The organism is Pseudoalteromonas sp. T1lg48, assembly GCF_002964785.1.
In the GTDB taxonomy this organism is placed as follows: domain Bacteria; phylum Pseudomonadota; class Gammaproteobacteria; order Enterobacterales; family Alteromonadaceae; genus Pseudoalteromonas.
This window is the reverse complement of record NZ_PQCC01000004.1, coordinates 611309-629526: the sequence shown is the minus strand read 5'-3', so window position 1 is coordinate 629526 and position 18218 is coordinate 611309. Positions and strand designations below refer to the sequence as shown.

13 protein-coding genes are annotated in these 18218 nt (G+C 48.9%); 4 read left to right on the top strand and 9 right to left on the bottom strand.

Annotated elements, in window-relative coordinates:
• Nucleotides 1–230: 230 nt before the first annotated feature.
• The gene (locus tag C2M29_RS08205; protein WP_105189285.1) at nucleotides 231–5543 is read left to right on the top strand and encodes a S8 family serine peptidase; all 5313 of its coding nucleotides are present in this window, start codon (nucleotides 231–233) and stop codon (nucleotides 5541–5543) included.
• Nucleotides 5544–5695: 152 nt separating this feature from the next.
• On the top strand, nucleotides 5696–6388 hold the full coding sequence (locus C2M29_RS08200) for a M15 family metallopeptidase (RefSeq protein WP_105189284.1): 693 nt from the start codon (nucleotides 5696–5698) through the stop codon (nucleotides 6386–6388).
• On the opposite strand, the gene C2M29_RS08195 is transcribed toward C2M29_RS08200, so the two are convergent.
• Nucleotides 6364–7104: an alpha/beta fold hydrolase gene (locus C2M29_RS08195; RefSeq protein ID WP_199774870.1), complete on the bottom strand. Its 741-nt coding sequence runs from the start codon at nucleotides 7102–7104 to the stop codon at nucleotides 6364–6366. The two genes, C2M29_RS08200 and C2M29_RS08195, sit on opposite strands and share 25 nt — an antisense overlap.
• A gap of 508 nt (nucleotides 7105–7612) precedes the next feature.
• Between C2M29_RS08195 and cspE the strand changes: the two genes are divergently transcribed.
• A complete protein-coding gene (gene cspE / locus C2M29_RS08190) occupies nucleotides 7613–7825 on the top strand; it encodes a transcription antiterminator/RNA stability regulator CspE (RefSeq protein ID WP_105189283.1) in 213 nt (70 codons plus the stop codon).
• A 261-nt stretch (nucleotides 7826–8086) separates the two neighbouring features.
• Here the strand turns inward: cspE and C2M29_RS08185 are convergent, their stop codons facing one another.
• From C2M29_RS08185 to C2M29_RS08175, 3 genes are all read right to left on the bottom strand, one after another.
• The gene (locus C2M29_RS08185; RefSeq protein WP_105189282.1) at nucleotides 8087–8725 is read right to left on the bottom strand and encodes an acyl carrier protein phosphodiesterase; all 639 of its coding nucleotides are present in this window, start codon (nucleotides 8723–8725) and stop codon (nucleotides 8087–8089) included.
• A gap of 184 nt (nucleotides 8726–8909) precedes the next feature.
• On the bottom strand, nucleotides 8910–9080 hold the full coding sequence (locus tag C2M29_RS08180; protein ID WP_158684685.1) for a hypothetical protein: 171 nt from the start codon (nucleotides 9078–9080) through the stop codon (nucleotides 8910–8912).
• 358 nt (nucleotides 9081–9438) lie between these two features.
• Entirely contained in the window at nucleotides 9439–10965 is a 1527-nt protein-coding gene (locus C2M29_RS08175) for an arylsulfatase (protein WP_105189280.1), read from the bottom strand.
• Between the two features lie 242 nt (nucleotides 10966–11207).
• On the opposite strand from C2M29_RS08175, the gene C2M29_RS08170 reads away from it, so the two are divergent.
• Nucleotides 11208–12704, top strand: a complete 1497-nt coding sequence (locus C2M29_RS08170) for an arylsulfatase (protein WP_105189279.1) — start codon at nucleotides 11208–11210, stop codon at nucleotides 12702–12704.
• A gap of 47 nt (nucleotides 12705–12751) precedes the next feature.
• Here the strand turns inward: C2M29_RS08170 and C2M29_RS08165 are convergent, their stop codons facing one another.
• The 5 genes from C2M29_RS08165 to C2M29_RS08145 form a co-directional block, all read right to left on the bottom strand.
• Nucleotides 12752–13204 (bottom strand): methyltransferase family protein, encoded by a 453-nt coding sequence (locus C2M29_RS08165; RefSeq protein WP_233998384.1) that lies wholly within the window; start codon nucleotides 13202–13204, stop codon nucleotides 12752–12754.
• A gap of 30 nt (nucleotides 13205–13234) precedes the next feature.
• Nucleotides 13235–15466 carry a tetratricopeptide repeat protein gene (locus tag C2M29_RS08160; protein WP_233998383.1) on the bottom strand — a complete coding sequence of 744 codons (2232 nt, stop codon included), beginning with the start codon at nucleotides 15464–15466 and terminating at the stop codon, nucleotides 13235–13237.
• A gap of 159 nt (nucleotides 15467–15625) precedes the next feature.
• Nucleotides 15626–16411: a hypothetical protein gene (locus C2M29_RS08155; RefSeq protein WP_105189277.1), complete on the bottom strand. Its 786-nt coding sequence runs from the start codon at nucleotides 16409–16411 to the stop codon at nucleotides 15626–15628.
• Between the two features lie 65 nt (nucleotides 16412–16476).
• Complete coding sequence (locus C2M29_RS08150) at nucleotides 16477–17640, bottom strand: BamA/TamA family outer membrane protein (protein WP_105189276.1); 1164 nt, start codon at nucleotides 17638–17640, stop codon at nucleotides 16477–16479.
• 95 nt (nucleotides 17641–17735) lie between these two features.
• Nucleotides 17736–18152 carry a hypothetical protein gene (locus C2M29_RS08145; protein WP_105189275.1) on the bottom strand — a complete coding sequence of 139 codons (417 nt, stop codon included), beginning with the start codon at nucleotides 18150–18152 and terminating at the stop codon, nucleotides 17736–17738.
• Nucleotides 18153–18218 lie beyond the last annotated feature (66 nt).

The following is an 18218-nucleotide window of genomic DNA, read 5'->3' as shown; positions in this document are numbered from 1 at the left end:
GTTCTCATATTGTTAACAGGATTTCCTGTACAAATTGCTACATTACTCCCGTGTTAGGTTTTTCGCTGTTTTCAATGTTAATGGGGTGTTTTTATTTTGTGTTGATACTGTACAAAAGTGTACACAGAGTTGTTGGTGATTGCTGTTGTTAATGTGATTGAATCGGGCTGTTAAAAAATTTCGGCTGGTTCGAAATTACAACTTAATTACTTACTAAGTTAGGGTCCATCATGAAAAAATCAACCATCGCAACAGCGGTTGGTGTGGCACTGTTTAGCGCTACATCTTTGTATGCCGCCGTTAATGCTAATGACCATTCGGTCAGCGCAGAAAATAAACTTAAAGCACCTAGCCTTACCCTTGAAGGCGTTCAAGCACTACAACAAGAACTAAATACTCAAGGCTTGAACAGTGCCGATGTACAAGGCGTAAACGTACAACTAAACGCGCATGGAAGTAAGTTTGTTAAGGAAAACATTGAAGGTGAACATATCTATATCGTGCGCCTGCGCGATGCGTCTGTAGCCGTTGCGGCAAATGATCCCAATTCAGCGCTAACGCGTTCAATCGGTGACAACACGGGTAAACTATTCGAACGTGGTCAACCGACTTCTAAAGCGGTCGTCACTTATGAGCGTCAATTGCGTTCTAAGCAACAAAGCGTGATGCAAGAAGTAACGGCGGTAACCGGCCGCACCGAAATGCGTCGTCAATTCACTAAAGCTATCAATGGCTTCTCGGTGAAAATGACTGAGCAGGAAGCGGCGCGCATTGCTAACCTGGGCAGTGTTGCCTCGGTTATGCGTTCTAAACATTACGATTTACTTTCAGATCAAGGTCCTAAGCAAATTGCAGCGGATCAGGTTTGGTCTGGCATGGCTTCTCCTACGGGAGTAAAGCACAAGGGGGAAGGTCAAATCATCGGTATTATCGATACCGGTATTAACTCAGACCACCCTTCATTCGCCGATATCGGCGGTGACGGTTACGACCACACCAACCCATGGGGTGCGGGTCAATACGTAGGTGACTGTGTTGAAGATGCAGAGCATATCCAATGTAATGACAAGCTAATTGGTGTGCGTTCATACGACGTGATCACAGATACCTACGCAGCAATGATCCCAGGTTGGCCAGCTATTGGCGAAGATTATCAGGGTCACGGTTCACACGTAGCTTCAACGGCTGCGGGTAACGTAGTAAAAGACGTGCCTTATATGCTAGCTGGTACAGGTGAGAACCAAGATGGTGTTGTACTTGCTGAGGCGTTATTCCCTGAAATTTCGGGTGTGGCCCCACACGCCAACATCATCTCTTATCAAGTGTGTCACTCGTCAAATGAAAGTGGCTACCGCGGTTGTCCTGGCGAAGCACTTGTTGCTGGTATCGAAGATGCTATCTCCGACGGCGTTGATGTTATCAACTTCTCAATCGGTGGTGCCGACTCAAACGTATGGGCCGACCCAGTTCAACTAGCCTTCCTATCAGCGCGTGAAGCGGGTATCAACGTTGCCGCGGCAGCGGGTAACTCGGGCACAGGCGTCTGTGGTGGCTCTGAGTGTCTGGGTTACCTTGATAACTCGTCGCCTTGGTTGGCTCAGGTAGCGGCAACGACACACGGTCGTACCGTGGCTATCGATACCGCCGTTGAATACGCTGGCTTTATCGACCCAGCACTGGGCTCGGAAGTACCAAGCTGGGCAGATATGGGCCTTGTTGGTGGTTCAATCAACCAAGAAGAAGTAACCGGTGTGGTAGTTTGGGCGAAAGACTATGCCGATATCAATGGTGAAAAAGACTTTAATGGTTATTGTGAATCGGAATACCCGGCTGGCACCTTTGACTTCTTTAAAGACGGTACGGCTATTCCTGGTGCAGCAGACGGTTCTACAAACGTTATCGTAATCTGTCAGCGTCACCATCCACAAGATCCAAACGCCAATGCGCGTACTGCCAAAGTAGAAAACGTTCAAGCCGGTGGTGCTGACGCATTTATCATGTACAACCGCGACCGTAACCAAGGCACAGTGCCGCAAAGCTACTCACTGCCTGGTGTGCACTTCACCTATGACCAGTGGAATGGTGTGTATCCAGACGATGGCCTGGAAGACTGGGTAGATAGCTTCAGTGAAATGGGTCATATGATCACCATTAAACCAACGGTTATCGAGCGTCGCATAAACGAAGAAGATGCCGACTGGTTGGCAAAATTCTCGTCTCGTGGTCCTTCATACTCGAACGTTGAAATCCTGGCGCCTACTCTTGCTGCTCCGGGCGTAGATATCTATGCCGCAGCTTCGGATGAGCATCCATTTGTATCAACACCTTTCGGTCAAGACTATGCCTTGATGAGTGGTACGTCGATGGCTTCTCCTCATGTAGCCGGTGCCATGGCCTTGATCCGCCAAGCAAACCCAGAGTGGACGGCGGCCGAGGTACAATCGGCGCTGATGATGACATCTGACAATGAAGTACAATACTGGCGTCTAAACCAAGAAGGTAGCCAGTCTGACAAAGCACAGATCTACCGTGCCGGTACTGGTCGTATTAACGTTGCCAACGCGGTTAAATCAGGCCTTATCATGGATGAGTCTGCTGAGAACTTCCTTGCAGCCGACCCATACAATGGCGGTACGCCGCACCAGTTGAACATGCCTAACCTGGTTAACTTCTCGTGTGCTCCTGAGTGTCAGTGGGTACGTACGGTTAAAGCAACCAAAGACGGTACCTGGACGGTAAGCCACGAAGACGTGGTGAACTGGGCGTTTGATATGCGTCAGCAAGCAGCGCAAAATGGTGTGGACATTGAAATCATCCCAGAGACCTTCTCACTGAAAGCCGGCGAAACACAAACTATCGTGGTTAAAGCGTCGGTCATGGATACCCAGGATTGGTTCTCTAACTCAGAAGTTGAGCTGCACACTAACCTTATCTTCCAGGCACAGGAAGAAGGTATTCCAGACGCGCATTGGCCAATGGCATTCAAATATGACCGTGGTGACTTGCCTGCACGTCTAAATGCCGTTGCGCATGCGAACAACGACACCTATGTGGCTAAAGGTATTACTGTTCCTTTGGTAGACAGCCCTGTAGCACGTGCATACAAGCCTGTTAAAGCCGAAGTTCAAACTGCCACTATTGCTAAAGATGATGATTGGACATTCCCTTGGGCCATGAACCGTACATCGGTGCCTGCAGAGGAAGACATCATTGATGAAGCAGTGCACACAGGTTTTGTGACCGTTGCTCCAAATTCGAAGCGCTTAATTGTTGAAGTGCTGGATGTGGTTGACTCAGAGTTTGAAGGTACCTTGACCATAGGTAACCCGGGTATTTACGTGGGTAAAGACTACAATGGCGATGGTATTATTCAGCCGCAGGATGAAATTCTGTGTGTATCTAACCACGTAATTTACGATAACTTCTGTAACATCAATAACCCGGAAGCGGGCGAATACTGGTACATGCTGTATAACCACCGTGACAATGGCTATGAAGGCACTGAAGAGACCTTTGAATATGCCGTGGCTGTTGTTAGCGACCAGGTTGATTCTTCAATCACCGCTTCATTGCCTGCCAGTGATGGTATCAACAAGGTTGATATGAACATCGCCTGGAACATGGACATGGAGCAAGATGATGTATTCTACAGCACCATCGATGTAGGTACGTCTGAAGTGAACCACGGTAACCTGGGCTCTATCCCGTTCAAACTAGAGCGTGGCGTAGACCGAGTGCACCTGGATGTGCCGCAACAAAAAGCGAAAATTGGTGATAAAGTACCGTTCACCTTCGAGGTATTACCAAACAATACGGGTATGGATCGTGAGTTCACCTTCACAGCTGATATCCCTGAAGGCTTGAATATCAGTGAGCACAGCGTATTGAGCTCACGCGGTGACGTTAATATTGAAGTAGCCGATGGCAAACTGATCATCTCTGGTACTCAGGAAGACACCCGTGATGTAACGCCTGATTACATTGTGACGAACAATGTGACTGACGAGTTCTGTCGTACACCAAACTTCGGCGGTTCAAATCCGGGCGGGTACGTTGACCTTTCAAGATTTGGTTTAACGCCACTTCTGTCTGGTTTTGATGAAAACAACGCGATCACCTATGACCGTGGTTATACGCTACCAGTGAACGCATTGTTTAACGGTATCGAAGATGTACACCTTTACAACAATGCAGAAGCAGCGAACATAAGCTATGGCACTATGTCCATACATGGTAACGGTAAAGTGTCATTTGGCCCAACACGTCACTTCACTCCATTTGGTATGCCGTTCCCATACCAATCATTCCCGTATGAGAGTATTGGTGCGCTATGGCGTGGCTGGTTCCCAGGTTTCCCGAATGACATTATGAGTGTTGGCTTGAGTTCTCAAGAGGGTATTACTCTGGCGACTACAGGTACATGGGCAATCATCGAGTGGGATAACGCCGCCGACTACGGTAACCCAGTCTATGACCGTACAACGCGTACTTATGAGTGGACAAAACGTGATAACTCATTCGATTTCGAAGTGATTTTCACACCATTTACTCGCTTCGGTGATAACCAACACGAAATCTATTTGGCCTATGACAACATTGATTTCGGTTCAACGGATACCCGCGGTAGTATCGGTATTCAAGGATACAAGGGTCAATCATACTCGCGTGGTCCTCTTGAAGCGTACCTTGGTAAGCAAGTTAACTTCAACGAAGTTGATGAAGTGGTTAAAGACGACATGGTTATCTGTATGGACTATGTTGGTCCTGAGTCATCACAGTTCGAAGTAACGGCCTGGGCCGATATCACCACTGCGTCTGCAGGTCGTGATATGGAGTTCACTGCAACAATCGAAGTGGATGGCATGGAAACCATGGTTAAGTCACACACTCTGTCTGTGCCTAGCAACATCACCGTTGTTGAGCTAGACGATATGACTACAAATGAAGAAGAGTCAATTACCTTTGACGTGACCTACATCGACGAGCTTAACTCAGCGAATGAAGTTATCGTCAGTGGCGACAACATGGCCGCAGAAGTGGATGGTAACACTGTGACAATCACTCCGGCTCAAGACTTCTCTGGTGAGATTGAAGTAACCGTAAAAGTTGCTGATATTGAGAACCCATCTGATGCTGTGAGCACAACATTCATTCTGACCGTTGAGAATGTAAACGATGCACCAACAGCCGAAGTAGCACAAACTGCTATCTCAGCGACGGAAGGCAACACAGTGACGCTTGATGCGAGTGCTTCAATGGACGTTGATGGTGACGAAATCACATTCGAATGGGCAGGCCCTGGTACGATTGAGTCTCCAAACTCAGCGGTTACCAATGTAACTGGTCTGAGCGAAGGTGAGCATACCTTCACTGTGAGCGTAAGCGATGGCGAAATGGTAACTACACGTGAAGTAGTAGTAACTATCACTGCTGAGCAAATCACAGTAACTCCAGAGCCAGAAGTTAAGAAATCAAGCTCAGGTTCACTAGCCTGGTTGTTACTACTTAGCCCGCTAGCCTGGTTACGCCGTAAAAAAGCTTAACTAACCCAATCTAGTTAACAGCTTAATGCCGCTTACTTAAGTAAGCGGCATTTTTTATGCCTGCGATAAAAGCGGGTTCTACCGCCCTTTATCCAGCTTTTTAATTAGGGTATGTTATTTTTAAAGCTCACGTGCGATTAGGCCCTAATATCATGAAAAAGCGGACTTCCTTTTACCTCGCCTCGTTATTCTTTAGTGCTTTTTTCGGCGCGAATGCAAGTGCGGCTGCCAGTAGCACCTTGCCCGAGGACTTTATTGCCATTGGTGATTTGGACTCCAGCATCGAAAAAGAAATTCGCTACTTTGGCAGCAATAATTTTGTCGGCACTCAAGTAACGGGTTATCAAGCCCCTAAGTGCATTTTGCAGCGCCGTGCGGCCGACGCTTTGGTGCGTGTGCAACAGGCGGCACGTGAACGAGGCCTTACTCTTAAGGTGTTTGATTGTTATCGACCGCAGCGTGCGGTGGATCATTTTGTGCGTTGGGTTAAGGATGATACCGATACCAACACCAAGGCTGAGTACTATCCGAATTTAAGCAAAGATAAATTATTGGGGGGCTATATTGCGGCTCAGTCCGGCCACAGTCGTGGTGCCACGGTCGATCTGACCCTGGTGGACAGTAGCAACGGCCAAGAGCTGGATATGGGCTCGCCCTTTGATATGTTCGATACCCTGTCGAATACGGACGACCCACGTATTAATGACGCACAGCGAAAAAATCGTTACTTGTTGCGGGATTTAATGATGGCCCAGGGTTTTGCTCCTTACTCCCTGGAGTGGTGGCACTTTTCTTTAAAACCCCAGCCCTATCCCAACACCTATTTTGACTTTGTGGTGCGCTGAACCAGCGCCTTAATTTCCTTTAGCACCATCTCGGGTTCATCCCTTTGCGGAAAATGATAGCTTTTATCCGTGAGGACGATTTTCCCTTGCGGGAAGGTCAAAGCCCAATCTCTGTGCAGTTCGCCCCACATTTTTCTGGCCTTATCGGTAAAAAATAACAGCGGCGGATTTTCATAGCGCTTAATCGAGGCGATCACGGTCACCGGAATATCGGCTATCTCCGGGTGATCGGGTAAGGGACGTTTGGCCCAAAAGTCGAGATACTGATTCGACATACCGTTTTTCATATCATCACGCTTTACCTGGGCTATTTCCTGCTCCGCCTTGGCTAAATCGATCTGGCGCATAATATCCACATCATGTTCGGACGCCGGCTCAATCAACATCAGCGCCGCTACTTTTTCTGGATACCGAGCGGCGAAGGTGCGGGCAATATAGGCACCATAGGAATGGGCGATATAAATAATCGGACCATCAATGTTCAGGGCATCAAGCAGTGCCAGCGCCTCGCCGGCGTATTCTTCTGAGCTGTAATTTTTGCGCACCGCGGTGGAACCGCCGTTGCCAATACGCGAATAGCGCAGGGTGCGGTACTCGCTGGCGAGCTGGTCATAGATGGGGTTCCAGTCTTCTAGGCCGGCCGAGCCACCGGCCTCCAGCAGCAAGATGGCTTTAGAGTCGCCTCGCAATTCGTATTCGACCCGATAGTCACCCAAGTCACATAAGCGACTTTGGCATTGAGGCTAAGGGAGATAAACAGCAATAAAAAGGCACTAAATTTAGTCATCCTGACACTCAAAATTAATTATTAGCTAGATGGATTAGGTAAAAGTAGCTCGGGCGAGAGAAAGCCAATACGATCCTGCAACCCAAATTTTGTACAAATAGTACTGTAACACATTGATCCTAGATTAATAATAAATGCGGTTCTGAGGTGCGGTTTGTAGGCAGCAAGGCGGATTTTCATCTCAACGAATAAAAAATATACAAAAAAATGACTTAAAGCTTAGGTGATCTCGCCCCCTTGTGTTAGGATGCTCGCGTCTGATGAGTTCTACCCAGATTCGATTTTGCTTTTGTACTTCAGTTCTTCGTGTGTTCTACCCAGTTAGTGTTCCACCCGAATTTATGCAGCGTAAGCCACTCGTGTTAGCTAGTACTTAGTTCGGCAATTCTGATGTTGCAACGCAACACATTATTTAATTTAAATATTTTGGAGACACTATGTCTAAAACAACTGGTACAGTTAAATGGTTCGACGAAGCAAAAGGCTTTGGTTTTATTACTCCAACTGATGGCGGCAAAGACGTGTTTGTACACTTCCGTGCTATCGTTGCTGAAGGCGGTTTCCGTACCCTTCAAGAAGGTCAGCAAGTTGAATTTAACGTTGAAGAAGGTGCTAAAGGCCCTCAAGCTTCTGACGTTACAGCTATCTAATTAGCTGGCATATCCAGGTGGGGCGCCCTCGCTCCACCCGTTTACCTTTCCTCTTTACCACTATTTTACCTCTCGTTTTTTATTAAAGCTTTTCAAAAGCTTCACTCCCTAATTTGCTTTGAGCATAAAAATTGTAATTGCTAAAAGAAAGCAATAAAGCCCTTAGTAACTCGACTGACGCCCTTTACCCTCTTCATCTCTATCGTTTTTTTCCTGTTAACACTAAGCCTTGCAGCCCTGAAAATTTGGCTCCGTGAGCGGCTATTTTATGTCCGTTAATTTCAATGGCGTGGGCGAGGCGTTTGCATCCATGCTAGCAAGCTCAATATTATGGGTCTGCACATGGGTGATAAGCTCGGGGAAGAAAGCTAAAAAATGTGCTTCAAAGGCATCGAAATGGCGCTCTATATCTTCGATTGCGCCGGCAAAGTCATTGCGAAAACGGATCCGGGTAGCGATCCTATCCAGTGCCAGAGCAACGCCATCGAGCTCGGCATAGGTAGCAAACCAGTCTTGTTCGGACATTTTCCCCACCACATGTCGCATGCGCGCTGGCATCAGGTCGCTACGGGTGTTGAGAAGCTGGTAACTTTGCCGGCAAAACTCGTCAAATTCGGTGCTGGTAAAGTCTTGCCAGTGACGGATCAGCAGATGATCAAACAGCACATCCAGCGCTACCGGCGCAAAGCGCCGCCGTTGTGGCGAAAACAAGGAAACGGCACAGCGCACACTGCTATGCTGATCGGTGAATCTGTCCACCAATAAATGATTCTCTAAACCTAATTGTACCGCTTTGGGCCATTGTTGATGCACCAGACCGCGGCGGAAGTCGCCGAGCAGGTTGCCAAAATGGGAATCGGCATTGGGCTGAGCTAAATACAGATGGGCGAGGTAATTCATGGCTACTGATCGCCTTGCTATAAACACGAGTATGAGTGTAACGCGTTTAAGGCGCTCAGATAAGGGGCGGCGTGCAGGGAGGTTTTACCATTTTTGAATGTGCGCGGTGACAGTTAACCGCAATCAGGTTTGCCCCGGGGTTTTAAGGCATAAAAAAAGGAGCTAAACGCTCCCTTTTTTGGTTTTAGGCCTGGCCCTTTAGCCATTGCATAAAGCCTTGCATATCGGCGTTATTTGCAAACTCGATAAAGCTTTTACCTTGATGGTGACTAATGGCCATACGGCGTTTGTTAATAGAAATACCCGCTATCGGCAGGGTAATTTCAATACGTTGATTGTTATATAAATAGGACATAATAAAACTCATTTCTTGGCGCCATAGGGCGCATTAAAATTGCCTTATTATCGTCTGGAAAGCGGCGTCAATTACGCGGCATTGGGGTTTACTGCTGTTACAAAAAGGCAGCACCCGGTTAATCTTTGTCAGACTTTTAAGGCGTTATAAATTTCGGGATGGGACTGACTGGATCAAGGAAAGGCATCACACGCGCACATTTTAAGATGTGCATTGCCCACTAACTGAGGATGAGCGGGCAATCCGATAATATACCCATGTAAAATAGATAAAGCAAGTGATTTATTTGGCTGTCGCAATCCAGTGTGCTTTATCGCTCTATATCAGGCAGGGGATGAACCCTGCCTGCGATCCATGACTAGCGGCTGATAGCCTGGTTATTAATAAACTTGCTGACGTCATCTACTTGCAAGCTCATGCTCTTCTGAGTTGGTGGAAATTCTTTAAATGTCTCTACGAACTTGCTAATTTGCAGTCCCGCAGGGCCCATAATCCAAGTACGGTTTTCCGCCCACTCATCATAACCACGTGCTTCAGTGAAGCGCTCGAACGGGTCAAGCTTAAGGTTAATCAAGTAAGGTGATGTGAGCGCCTCTTGTGTTGCGCGGAACCAATGATTTTGCTCTGTGAACAGTAGTTTCCAGTCGCTATAGCGTAAACCGTGGAAGGTTGCTTCGGTAAAGTAGTAGAAGTCTTTACGTTTCGTTTTACCATTATTTAGCAATAATTCACTTTGGTCGTACCCGTCCAGGTGTACTTTGTACTTACGGCCGTTAATTTTTTTACCTTTAAGTAGTTCTTCTTTAAGGTTTTTCTCACCGACCCATGACATGATAGTTGGCATCCAGTCTTCCATCGTCATGAATTCGCCAGTGCTAACATCAGCCGGAATGTGACCAGGCCATTTAACCAGCATAGGCACACGGAATCCGCCTTCCCAGCCACCCACACCTTTTTCACCATGGAATGGTTGGTTGCCGCCATCAGGCCAGGAGTTTGATGCTGCACCATTGTCTGTTGAGAACATGACGATGGTGTTATCAGCCACTTTGAGTTCGTCAAGCAGGTTGAGTAACTCACCTACATCATCATCTAACTCCATCATGCCGTCCGCATAAATACCGTAGCCACTGCGGCCTTCATAATATTCGTTGAGGTTGGTGCGATAGTGCATGCGGGTGGTGTTGTGCCAAACAAAAAATGGCGTGTCGGACTTAACCGCATCGCGAATGAAGCGCTTTGATTCCTTGAGTACGTCTTCATCGATATTGCGTTGTACTTCTTGTCCAAATGGGCCCAGGTCTTTGATTTCTTGTTTGCCATTACCCAGTGCTTTTGAATGGACGATGCCACGTAAAGGAGGTAAACCAACTTTCTCTTGGGTTGCTTTGTCTTTAGGGTAGTCATATTGTTCAGTATATTCACCGGCATTAAGGTGATAAAGAATGCCGTAAAACTCATCAAAACCGTGGTTGGTTGGTAAGTGCTCGTCACGGTCACCCAAGTGGTTCTTACCGAACTGACCCGTAGTGTAGCCTTGTGCTTTAAGCATAGTCGCTAAACTTGGATCGGAAGTTTGAATACCTTCTTTAGCGCCGGGTAGGCCCACAGTACTCAAACCTGTACGAATAGGGTATTGGCCGAGAATGAACGCAGCACGACCTGCCGTACAAGAAGCTTGCGCGTAATGATCCATAAACATCATGCCTTCATTGGCAATGCGATCAATATTGGGAGTGGTTCCACCCATCATACCGCGGTGATAGGCGCTGATGTTCCACATGCCGACGTCATCGCCCCATATCACCAAAATATTGGGCTTGTCGGCGGAAAAACTGGGAATACAGGTTAACAGGCAGGATATAAATACTGCGAAACGTAACATAGCTCTCTCCTTGAAATTATATGAGTCCACATTATTTATAGCAGTTCCTACTACTACAACAAGGAAAAGGTTGATTTATGAACGCCTTATCTTCTTGATTGATTTTAATCATAAAAAGTGTCCCGCTTTTGAGAAATCACCGTTATTTTTCAACCATCGTCTATAGTTACTAGGGTTTAATAATTAATTACTCAATCATTTTTTAAACCTATTTTTATCTTGCTAATAATCAAGGAGAAGTTATGAAATTGCCATTGATAGGTGTGATGGCAGGATTGTTATCGCTTGCGGTAAATGCGAAAGATGATCCTAATGTACTCGCCATTATGGTCGACGATGTTGCCCAGGTGTCGCTCAGCGCATACTCACACGGCATGACCTACAACACCCCCAATATCGACCGCATCGCCAACGAAGGCGCGCTGTTTACCGATCACTATGCCCAGCCCAGTTGTACCGCCGGACGTGCGGCGTTTTTAATGGGTCAGCTGCCGGTGCGCACCGGCTTGACTACGGTCGGGCAGCCGGGTAACCCGCTGGGCATTAAAGAAGCGGATCCGACCATGGCCGAGTTCTTAAAAGAGCGCGGCTATATGACGGCGCAGTTTGGTAAAAACCATTTAGGCGATCTGGATGAGCATTTACCTACCCGTCATGGCTTTGATGAGTTCTTCGGTAACCTCTATCACCTCAATGTTTCCGAAGAGCCAGAGCAGGAAGACTATCCAAAGGGCAAAGAATTTAAGAAAAAGTTCGGTCCGCGTGGCGTCATCGAGGCCTATGCCGATGGTCGCATTACAGATACCGGGCCGCTAACGCGCAAGCGCATGGAAACATTCGACGAAGAGGTGCTCGCTCGCAGTCTCGATTTTATGGAGCGGGCGGTTAAAGCGGATAAACCCTTCTTTATCTGGCATGCGCCCAGTCGCATGCATGTGTATACCCACCTTAAACCAGAAAGCCGCCATCTGGCCACGCAGATCAGCTCGGAAGAAGATGTGTTCGGCAGTGGTTTAATCGAGCATGATGGTCATGTGGGTCAGCTCTTGGATAAGCTCGATGAGCTTAAGATTGCCGACAACACCATAGTGATCTACACCACGGATAATGGCCCCGAGCAAAGCTCCTGGCCCGATGCCGGTACTACTAAGTTCCGCGGTGAGAAAATGACCACCTGGGAAGGCGGTGTGCGCGTGCCCTTTATGGTGCGCTGGCCCAAGTCGATCCCGGCGGGGTTAAAGCTCAATGGTATTTCTTCTCATGAAGATGTGTTTCCTACCATAGCCGCGGCGGTGGGCGAGAAAAACCTGCGTAAAGCCATGGAAAAGGAATTTAATGTCTATATCGATGGTGAAAATAACCTCGCGTATTGGCGTGGCAAGACTGAAAAGTCGGCGCGTAACCACTTTTTCTACTATTACGAGTCGCAGTTGACCGCGGTACGTGTTGGCCCTTGGAAGATGCACTTTGCCTCTAAACCTGGCGGTCGTTATTATGAAGACCTGGTAACGCACACCATGCCCAAGTTATTTAACCTGCGTAAGGATCCCATGGAGCACTATGATGGGGTCACCGGTTTCCATCAGATCATGAAGAAAAGTTGGGTATTCCAGCCAGCTATTGCCTTGTTGACTGAACATATCAAGACTTTTGAAAAATTCCCGCCACGCCAAGAGGCGGCCTCGCTTAATATTAACGAGGCCATCAGTAAGGCTAAATCGGCATCGACTAATCGCTAGTCTATTTGCCTCACTCGGCAAGATTGCTGAGTGAGGCTATCTGCTAATTAAAGCCAGCGCCGCACTCGGAGGCAATAGCGCTTGTATTCCTCCTCAAACTTTTGCCGTAAAAAATGTTCTTCCGGCCGTATTTGAAAACGGTTGAGGTAGATAACAAACAAGGGCAAAACAGGGATTGCCGCTAGGTTGGCAAGCCAGAGCGCCCACCCACTCAACATAAGTAAGAATCCCAGGTACATGGGGTTGCGACTGATTCTATAAATACCGCCGCTTACCAGGCGTGCCGATTGCTGTGGGTAGCGTGGATCGACGGTGGTTTGGGCCAGGCGAAATTGCAGCACGCCTAGAGCGGCAACGACAGCGCCGATAAGCATCAAGGCCAAGGCAAAACCAAAGCGCCCCCAAAGCTGGAAGGTCAAACCCGGAGTCAGAATAGCGGCCAGCCACATTATGAGTGCAGCGAGCAGCATCAGAACCAAAGGTGGGATTTTTAGCGCCACTCTTGTCTCCTTATTTTTATGAGCAGTCAGCTAGGGCGTGACCGACTGCATCAGGGTGAGCTTTTCTACCAGTGCCGCTATTTGAGGATCTCGTGGCACCAGCTCTTGTAGCCGGGTGGCATAGCGCAGAGCCTGGCGGTAGTTTTGCTCGTTTATGTGAATTTGTACCAGGGTGTAACACAGATCCGCGTTATTGCTATCAAGGGCGAAGGCCCGTGCTAACTGTGTTAAAGCGCCCTGAGTCTCACCCATTTCGTTCAGGAGCAAGCCGTAAGTGTAGATATGATTTACGCTGCCATATTGGGCGGCGAGTGCAAGATGCTCTTTGGCCTTGGGTCTGTTTTTCTCTCTCACCCAACTCATGGCCAGAGCGTAATGCACATCGGCATTGTTGGCATCCTGCTGTAATGCTTGTGTGAGTACCGCCCGTACCTTGCCTTCATCGCCTTGGCGCCGATATAGATCCGCGAGATTGACGTAGGCGGGGATATAAATGGGTTCCACCGCAATGGCTTGTTCATAGTGTTGGCGCGCCACTTTAATTTGCTCCAGCTCCAAGGCCAGGTTACCTAAATTGGTATGGCTACTGGCGCGCTCGCTATTGTAACGCTCCGTTTGTCGGTATTCCTCCAGCGCTTTTGCCAACTCGGCTCTGGGCGCATCCTGTAAGTTATTTGGAAAGGGTACCACCAACATCGCCGCCAACGCACGGGCTGCACCGGTGCGAATAGCCAGACGCGGATCAGCCAACAAGGTTTTTAGCAGGGTATAGCGCTGTGGCAATGGAAATCCCCTTGCGGCCTCGATGGCCCCCAAACGCTTTAACGGCTCTTCATCCCTAACTGCTCGGCTGATGGCGACCAGGGTGTTTTTATCCGGGTAACGGGCCATACGCGCCAGAGCCGAGGCGCGGATAATATCTGTATACTCACTGCTTTGAGCGATACGGGTCAGCAATTGAGACGCCGTTGGTAGGCCTTGGTCGGCGGCATAAAATGCCTGAGAAAAATGGCTTTTGCCCAAGTAGTTAGAGTCTGGGTGCCAGGTTTTAATGGCGTTCATGGCCCATTGCGGGGTTTTGTCCTCATGGCAGCCGTTACATGCATTTGGGGCCTGGGTTTGTACACTGAGATCTGGGCGCGGTACGCGCAGGCTGTGATCGCGGCGGGGATCAACCTGCATATAGGTGGTGCTGGGCATGTGGCAGTCGACGCACTGGCTGCCGGTGCTGCCAAGCGGATGGCCATGATGCTCTGTGCTTTGATATTGACTGCTGTCATGGCACTGGGTGCAGGTTTGGTTGCCGTCCAGCTTTAGTTTGCCCGAGTGAGGGTTATGGCAGTTACTGCAGGTGACGCCGGCGGCGTACATCTTGCTTTGTAAAAAGGAGCCCCAAACATAATCCTCGTCAAGGATTTGCCCATCCACATGATAAAGCTGCGATGTAATAAGGGCGGGCTTAAAGGTATCCAATAGCTCCGCCTGATTGTTGCGATCGCCCAGTTGCGAACGCCGCGCATGACAGGTGGCACACTGAGCGATCTGTGCGGTCTGTTTGACTTCCCCTTGAGGTAACAGGGAGCCATCGGCATCGCGGCTAAAGAGTGCTATCTGAGTGCCAATGTCTTTACTAAATCCCTGGTGTGCTATGTTCTTATCGCCCTCGGCCCATTGCAGGTGTTGCTCACTATCGCCATGGCAGGCGGCGCAACTGACATTGATGGCTTTATAGGTTGAGGCGAAGCGATTCGATTGGGAGGAAAATTGCTTTTTAAAGTCGGTGCTGTGGCAGTCGGCACACATATGGTTCCAGTTTTGTCCCATTTGTGTGTGATGAAACTCATCCATGCTGCGCTGTTGCGGATGCAAGATAAACCAGCGTTGGCCACCTTCTTCCTTGGCCCTGCTGTCCCACGCCAAGGGGATAAACTGATAGCCTCCACGCTCATCGGCGACCAGGTATTGTTGCAATGGCTGATAACCGAAGGTGTAGTGAATCTTTTCACTCTCTTTGCTGCCGTCCGGGTATTCACGGTACAGCACAAAATCATCCCCTTCCTTGCTGGGAGTAAGCATCTGCTGCTCAAAGGCAATACGCTGCCCATCAAAAGCGCCGAGGACAAACTCGGCGCTGGCCGGGTTCATGGCCCGATAATGGTGGGAGGCCTGCCAGTCGGCAACCTGTTCCTGATGGCAGCTTTGGCACTGCTGCTCTGATGCCTGGGTATTGCTAAGGGCACTGAGCAGAAGTAATGGCGTCAATATCCGTGCGACTTTCCTTAATATACCCAAGTACATGGCAATACTATTCCCTCACTTTCATACTGGCTTTATGCCCTTCGAGCGCTTAAAGACCAGAATATGGACAATTATTCAATAACTTATCCTGCAAGACGCGCCAGTGCAATGCTAATCTGGACGTTAGAGCTGGTAATTGAATTCGATGCGGTGATCGCCATCGAAAATATCGACGTTTTCGTTCCAGTTGGCAAAGTAGCGCACGTTCAGGCGCGGGGTGATCTGGTAACTAGCGGCAAACTCATGGGTCAAAATGTTACGCTCATTGAGGCCGTAATAATTGTCCTTGTAGGTACTCGAACCGGTGAGGGTTGTCAGCCAAAAAGGGTTGTAGTTGAGCCAGATCTTGTCGTTTAAATTAACCTTTGCATACATGCCGATCAGGCCGTAGCTGCCCATTAACGAGTAACCATCGTCTATGCTGCCATCGCTTTGGCGCTCATCTTTACCGATTGAGGCGCCAACCCCCGCCAGGGGATAAAAGTTGAACGCTCCCTTAGGTGGCAGGGCTTGGATAAGAGAGTAGGAAATGTCGGCGCTTTCATCGGCAACCAGGTTGGCGCGAAAGTTATAGTTCACATCAAGCTGGGTGGCGCGCAGGCTTTGCAGGGTAACGGCAAAGTTACGAAAACGCAGTGAGTCGAGGGACTGTGTGGTATGGCGTTCAGAGCGCCAGCCCAAGGTATCGCCGAGTAGGCCCTTGGCCTCCACTACAAACTGGGCGGCGGTAGCGTCATCACCCGTGTCGTAGGCTTGACCCAGTTTAAAATTAACGCCTTTGTCTGTGGCGCCGCCGCCAACCTGGGTGTAGATCGCCAGCGGATCCGACATATCGGCGACGTCTTGCTCTTTGGCTAAAACACCATTGCATAAGGGGAGTGTGCACAGGGTCAACAAAGCGTATTTCATTTTTCTATCCTTACTAGCAAAGTCCCTTACTGCAAATAGGGCATTTAAGTTGTTATTGCCACAGCCTACCAATTGCTGCCGGCTTGAATATATATCGCGTTTTCTTCTGGGCCATGGGCGACATCTATGCCCATGCGAAAGCCATAACGTGGTGAGACCAGGTAGCGAAATCCGGTGCCAAATGTGGTTTTGCTGCTTGCCGAAGACATCTTATCCCATCCATTGGCGGCACGGCCTATGCCGTTAAAGGCAATAACCTTCCAGCGATCGTTGAGGTGATAACCGAGCTCAAGTTCGGCAACGACTATATCTTCACCCTGGTAGCGTGACTTGGCAATACCCCGTAGGTCGATATAGGGCAGCACATAGACGGGTAAATTGCCAGCGCCCTGATTGCTTACCCCTTCATAGTCCAGGCGCAAGGCAACTCGCGCTCTATTGCCTAAATGCCAGTAGTTTAGGGCGCTAAACACATAGCTGTGGTAGTCGCTATCACTGCCAAGGGCACTATCAAAGACCATATATTCCAGATTGTAGTTGTAACCGAGCTCGGGGTTAAAGGGGCTATCCGTGGAATCGTATTCGGCAACCAGGCCCAAGCCAGAGGTGTTGTTCTCTATCTCTATTTGCTCAAGAATGTGATTGATTTCATCAATCCAACGCCCTTCAAAGACGCTTAAGGGCGACTCGGCGAGGCTGATGTCGACATGACGATAGAGTTGTTTGGCACCAAAAAACCAATGTGAGTCGCGCCAACGGGCGCTCAAGGTTTGTATTAGCGCCGGGCCACGCAAGTTGAGCTTTAGCGGCTCACCCAGTTGCAGTTGACCCAGGCTGTAAAAGTCGAGGTTAATATCGCCATAACCGACGGCGCCGCGATAGCGCAGGGTATCCTGGCGCCAAAACGCCAGATGACCCAGGGCGAAAAGGTGTGAGTGATTACTGGTATAGGCGCCGCCAATCACGCTGATGCCGCTGGGCATGATGGGAGTAGCCGTAGTGGCCTTATCCTTATTGCTTTCGCTGTCATGGAAAAATAGCCCGGCCAGGCCCAGCCCGGCACCAACGGCGGGCTCGGTGATGATGGTTGGCACCGGTAAGAAGCGCCGTGGTTTTTCCGGTAATGGCGTTTGGCTTAAGTCGGGCTCCTGCTGCGCCCAGCTTTGGGAAGAGTAGCCCAGAAGTAGCAATAACCAAAAAATGATGCGTCGGGGCCAGGCGCCTTCCATAGTTTCTGTCTTGCTCGCAAATCAAACTGTTAGTATAGCAAATTATTTTTACATTCAATGCGTTACTAATCTGGCAAAAAAGGGGTGTAATCCGCCTAGTATTGGGGTAGCTCGGTGATGGGGCTGTAATCGATTTGCAGCTCGACCAAGGTGAGCTCGGGCAAAGCTTTTAAACGAGCCATTTCGGCGGCCATATCCAGGGTTGCGGTTGCACTTAAGCGATAGTTATCACCGGCAATCTGGGTAATTGTGTACTGAGGTGTCAGCTGCTGATAGGGCAGTGCCGAGCTGGTGACGACAAAGTCTCTGCCGACGAGCCCCGGCTCACCATTGCTGAGGTTGTCGATGCGGGTTCCCGGCAGTAATTTTTGCCCACGCCAGCGGATTTTTTCACCATTATTGTCTAAGGTGAAGTAAGTTTGTGCCGACGTGGTCGATTGGGATTGATCGCGCTCGTCATTACGACATGCGGCTAATGTCATAAGTAATATCAAAATCAGCAAAAGTTTCATTAGCCCTGTTCCATCTCTTCAGTTGCAATACTGATAAGGTAGTTGCATTGGTTTCAAATAGGCAAG

What these genes read in the sequence shown, in the direction of transcription:
- C2M29_RS08205 (WP_105189285.1), top strand. Translation starts at nt 231, where the DNA reads ATGAAAAAATCAACCATCGCAACAGCGGTTGGTGTGGCACTGTTTAGC.
- C2M29_RS08200 (WP_105189284.1), top strand. Translation starts at nt 5,696, where the DNA reads ATGAAAAAGCGGACTTCCTTTTACCTCGCCTCGTTATTCTTTAGTGCT.
- cspE (WP_105189283.1), top strand. Translation starts at nt 7,613, where the DNA reads ATGTCTAAAACAACTGGTACAGTTAAATGGTTCGACGAAGCAAAAGGC.
- C2M29_RS08185 (WP_105189282.1), bottom strand. Translation starts at nt 8,725, where the DNA reads ATGAATTACCTCGCCCATCTGTATTTAGCTCAGCCCAATGCCGATTCC.
- C2M29_RS08180 (WP_158684685.1), bottom strand. Translation starts at nt 9,080, where the DNA reads ATGTCCTATTTATATAACAATCAACGTATTGAAATTACCCTGCCGATA.
- C2M29_RS08175 (WP_105189280.1), bottom strand. Translation starts at nt 10,965, where the DNA reads ATGTTACGTTTCGCAGTATTTATATCCTGCCTGTTAACCTGTATTCCC.
- C2M29_RS08170 (WP_105189279.1), top strand. Translation starts at nt 11,208, where the DNA reads ATGAAATTGCCATTGATAGGTGTGATGGCAGGATTGTTATCGCTTGCG.
- C2M29_RS08155 (WP_105189277.1), bottom strand. Translation starts at nt 16,411, where the DNA reads ATGAAATACGCTTTGTTGACCCTGTGCACACTCCCCTTATGCAATGGT.
- C2M29_RS08150 (WP_105189276.1), bottom strand. Translation starts at nt 17,640, where the DNA reads ATGGAAGGCGCCTGGCCCCGACGCATCATTTTTTGGTTATTGCTACTT.
- C2M29_RS08145 (WP_105189275.1), bottom strand. Translation starts at nt 18,152, where the DNA reads ATGAAACTTTTGCTGATTTTGATATTACTTATGACATTAGCCGCATGT.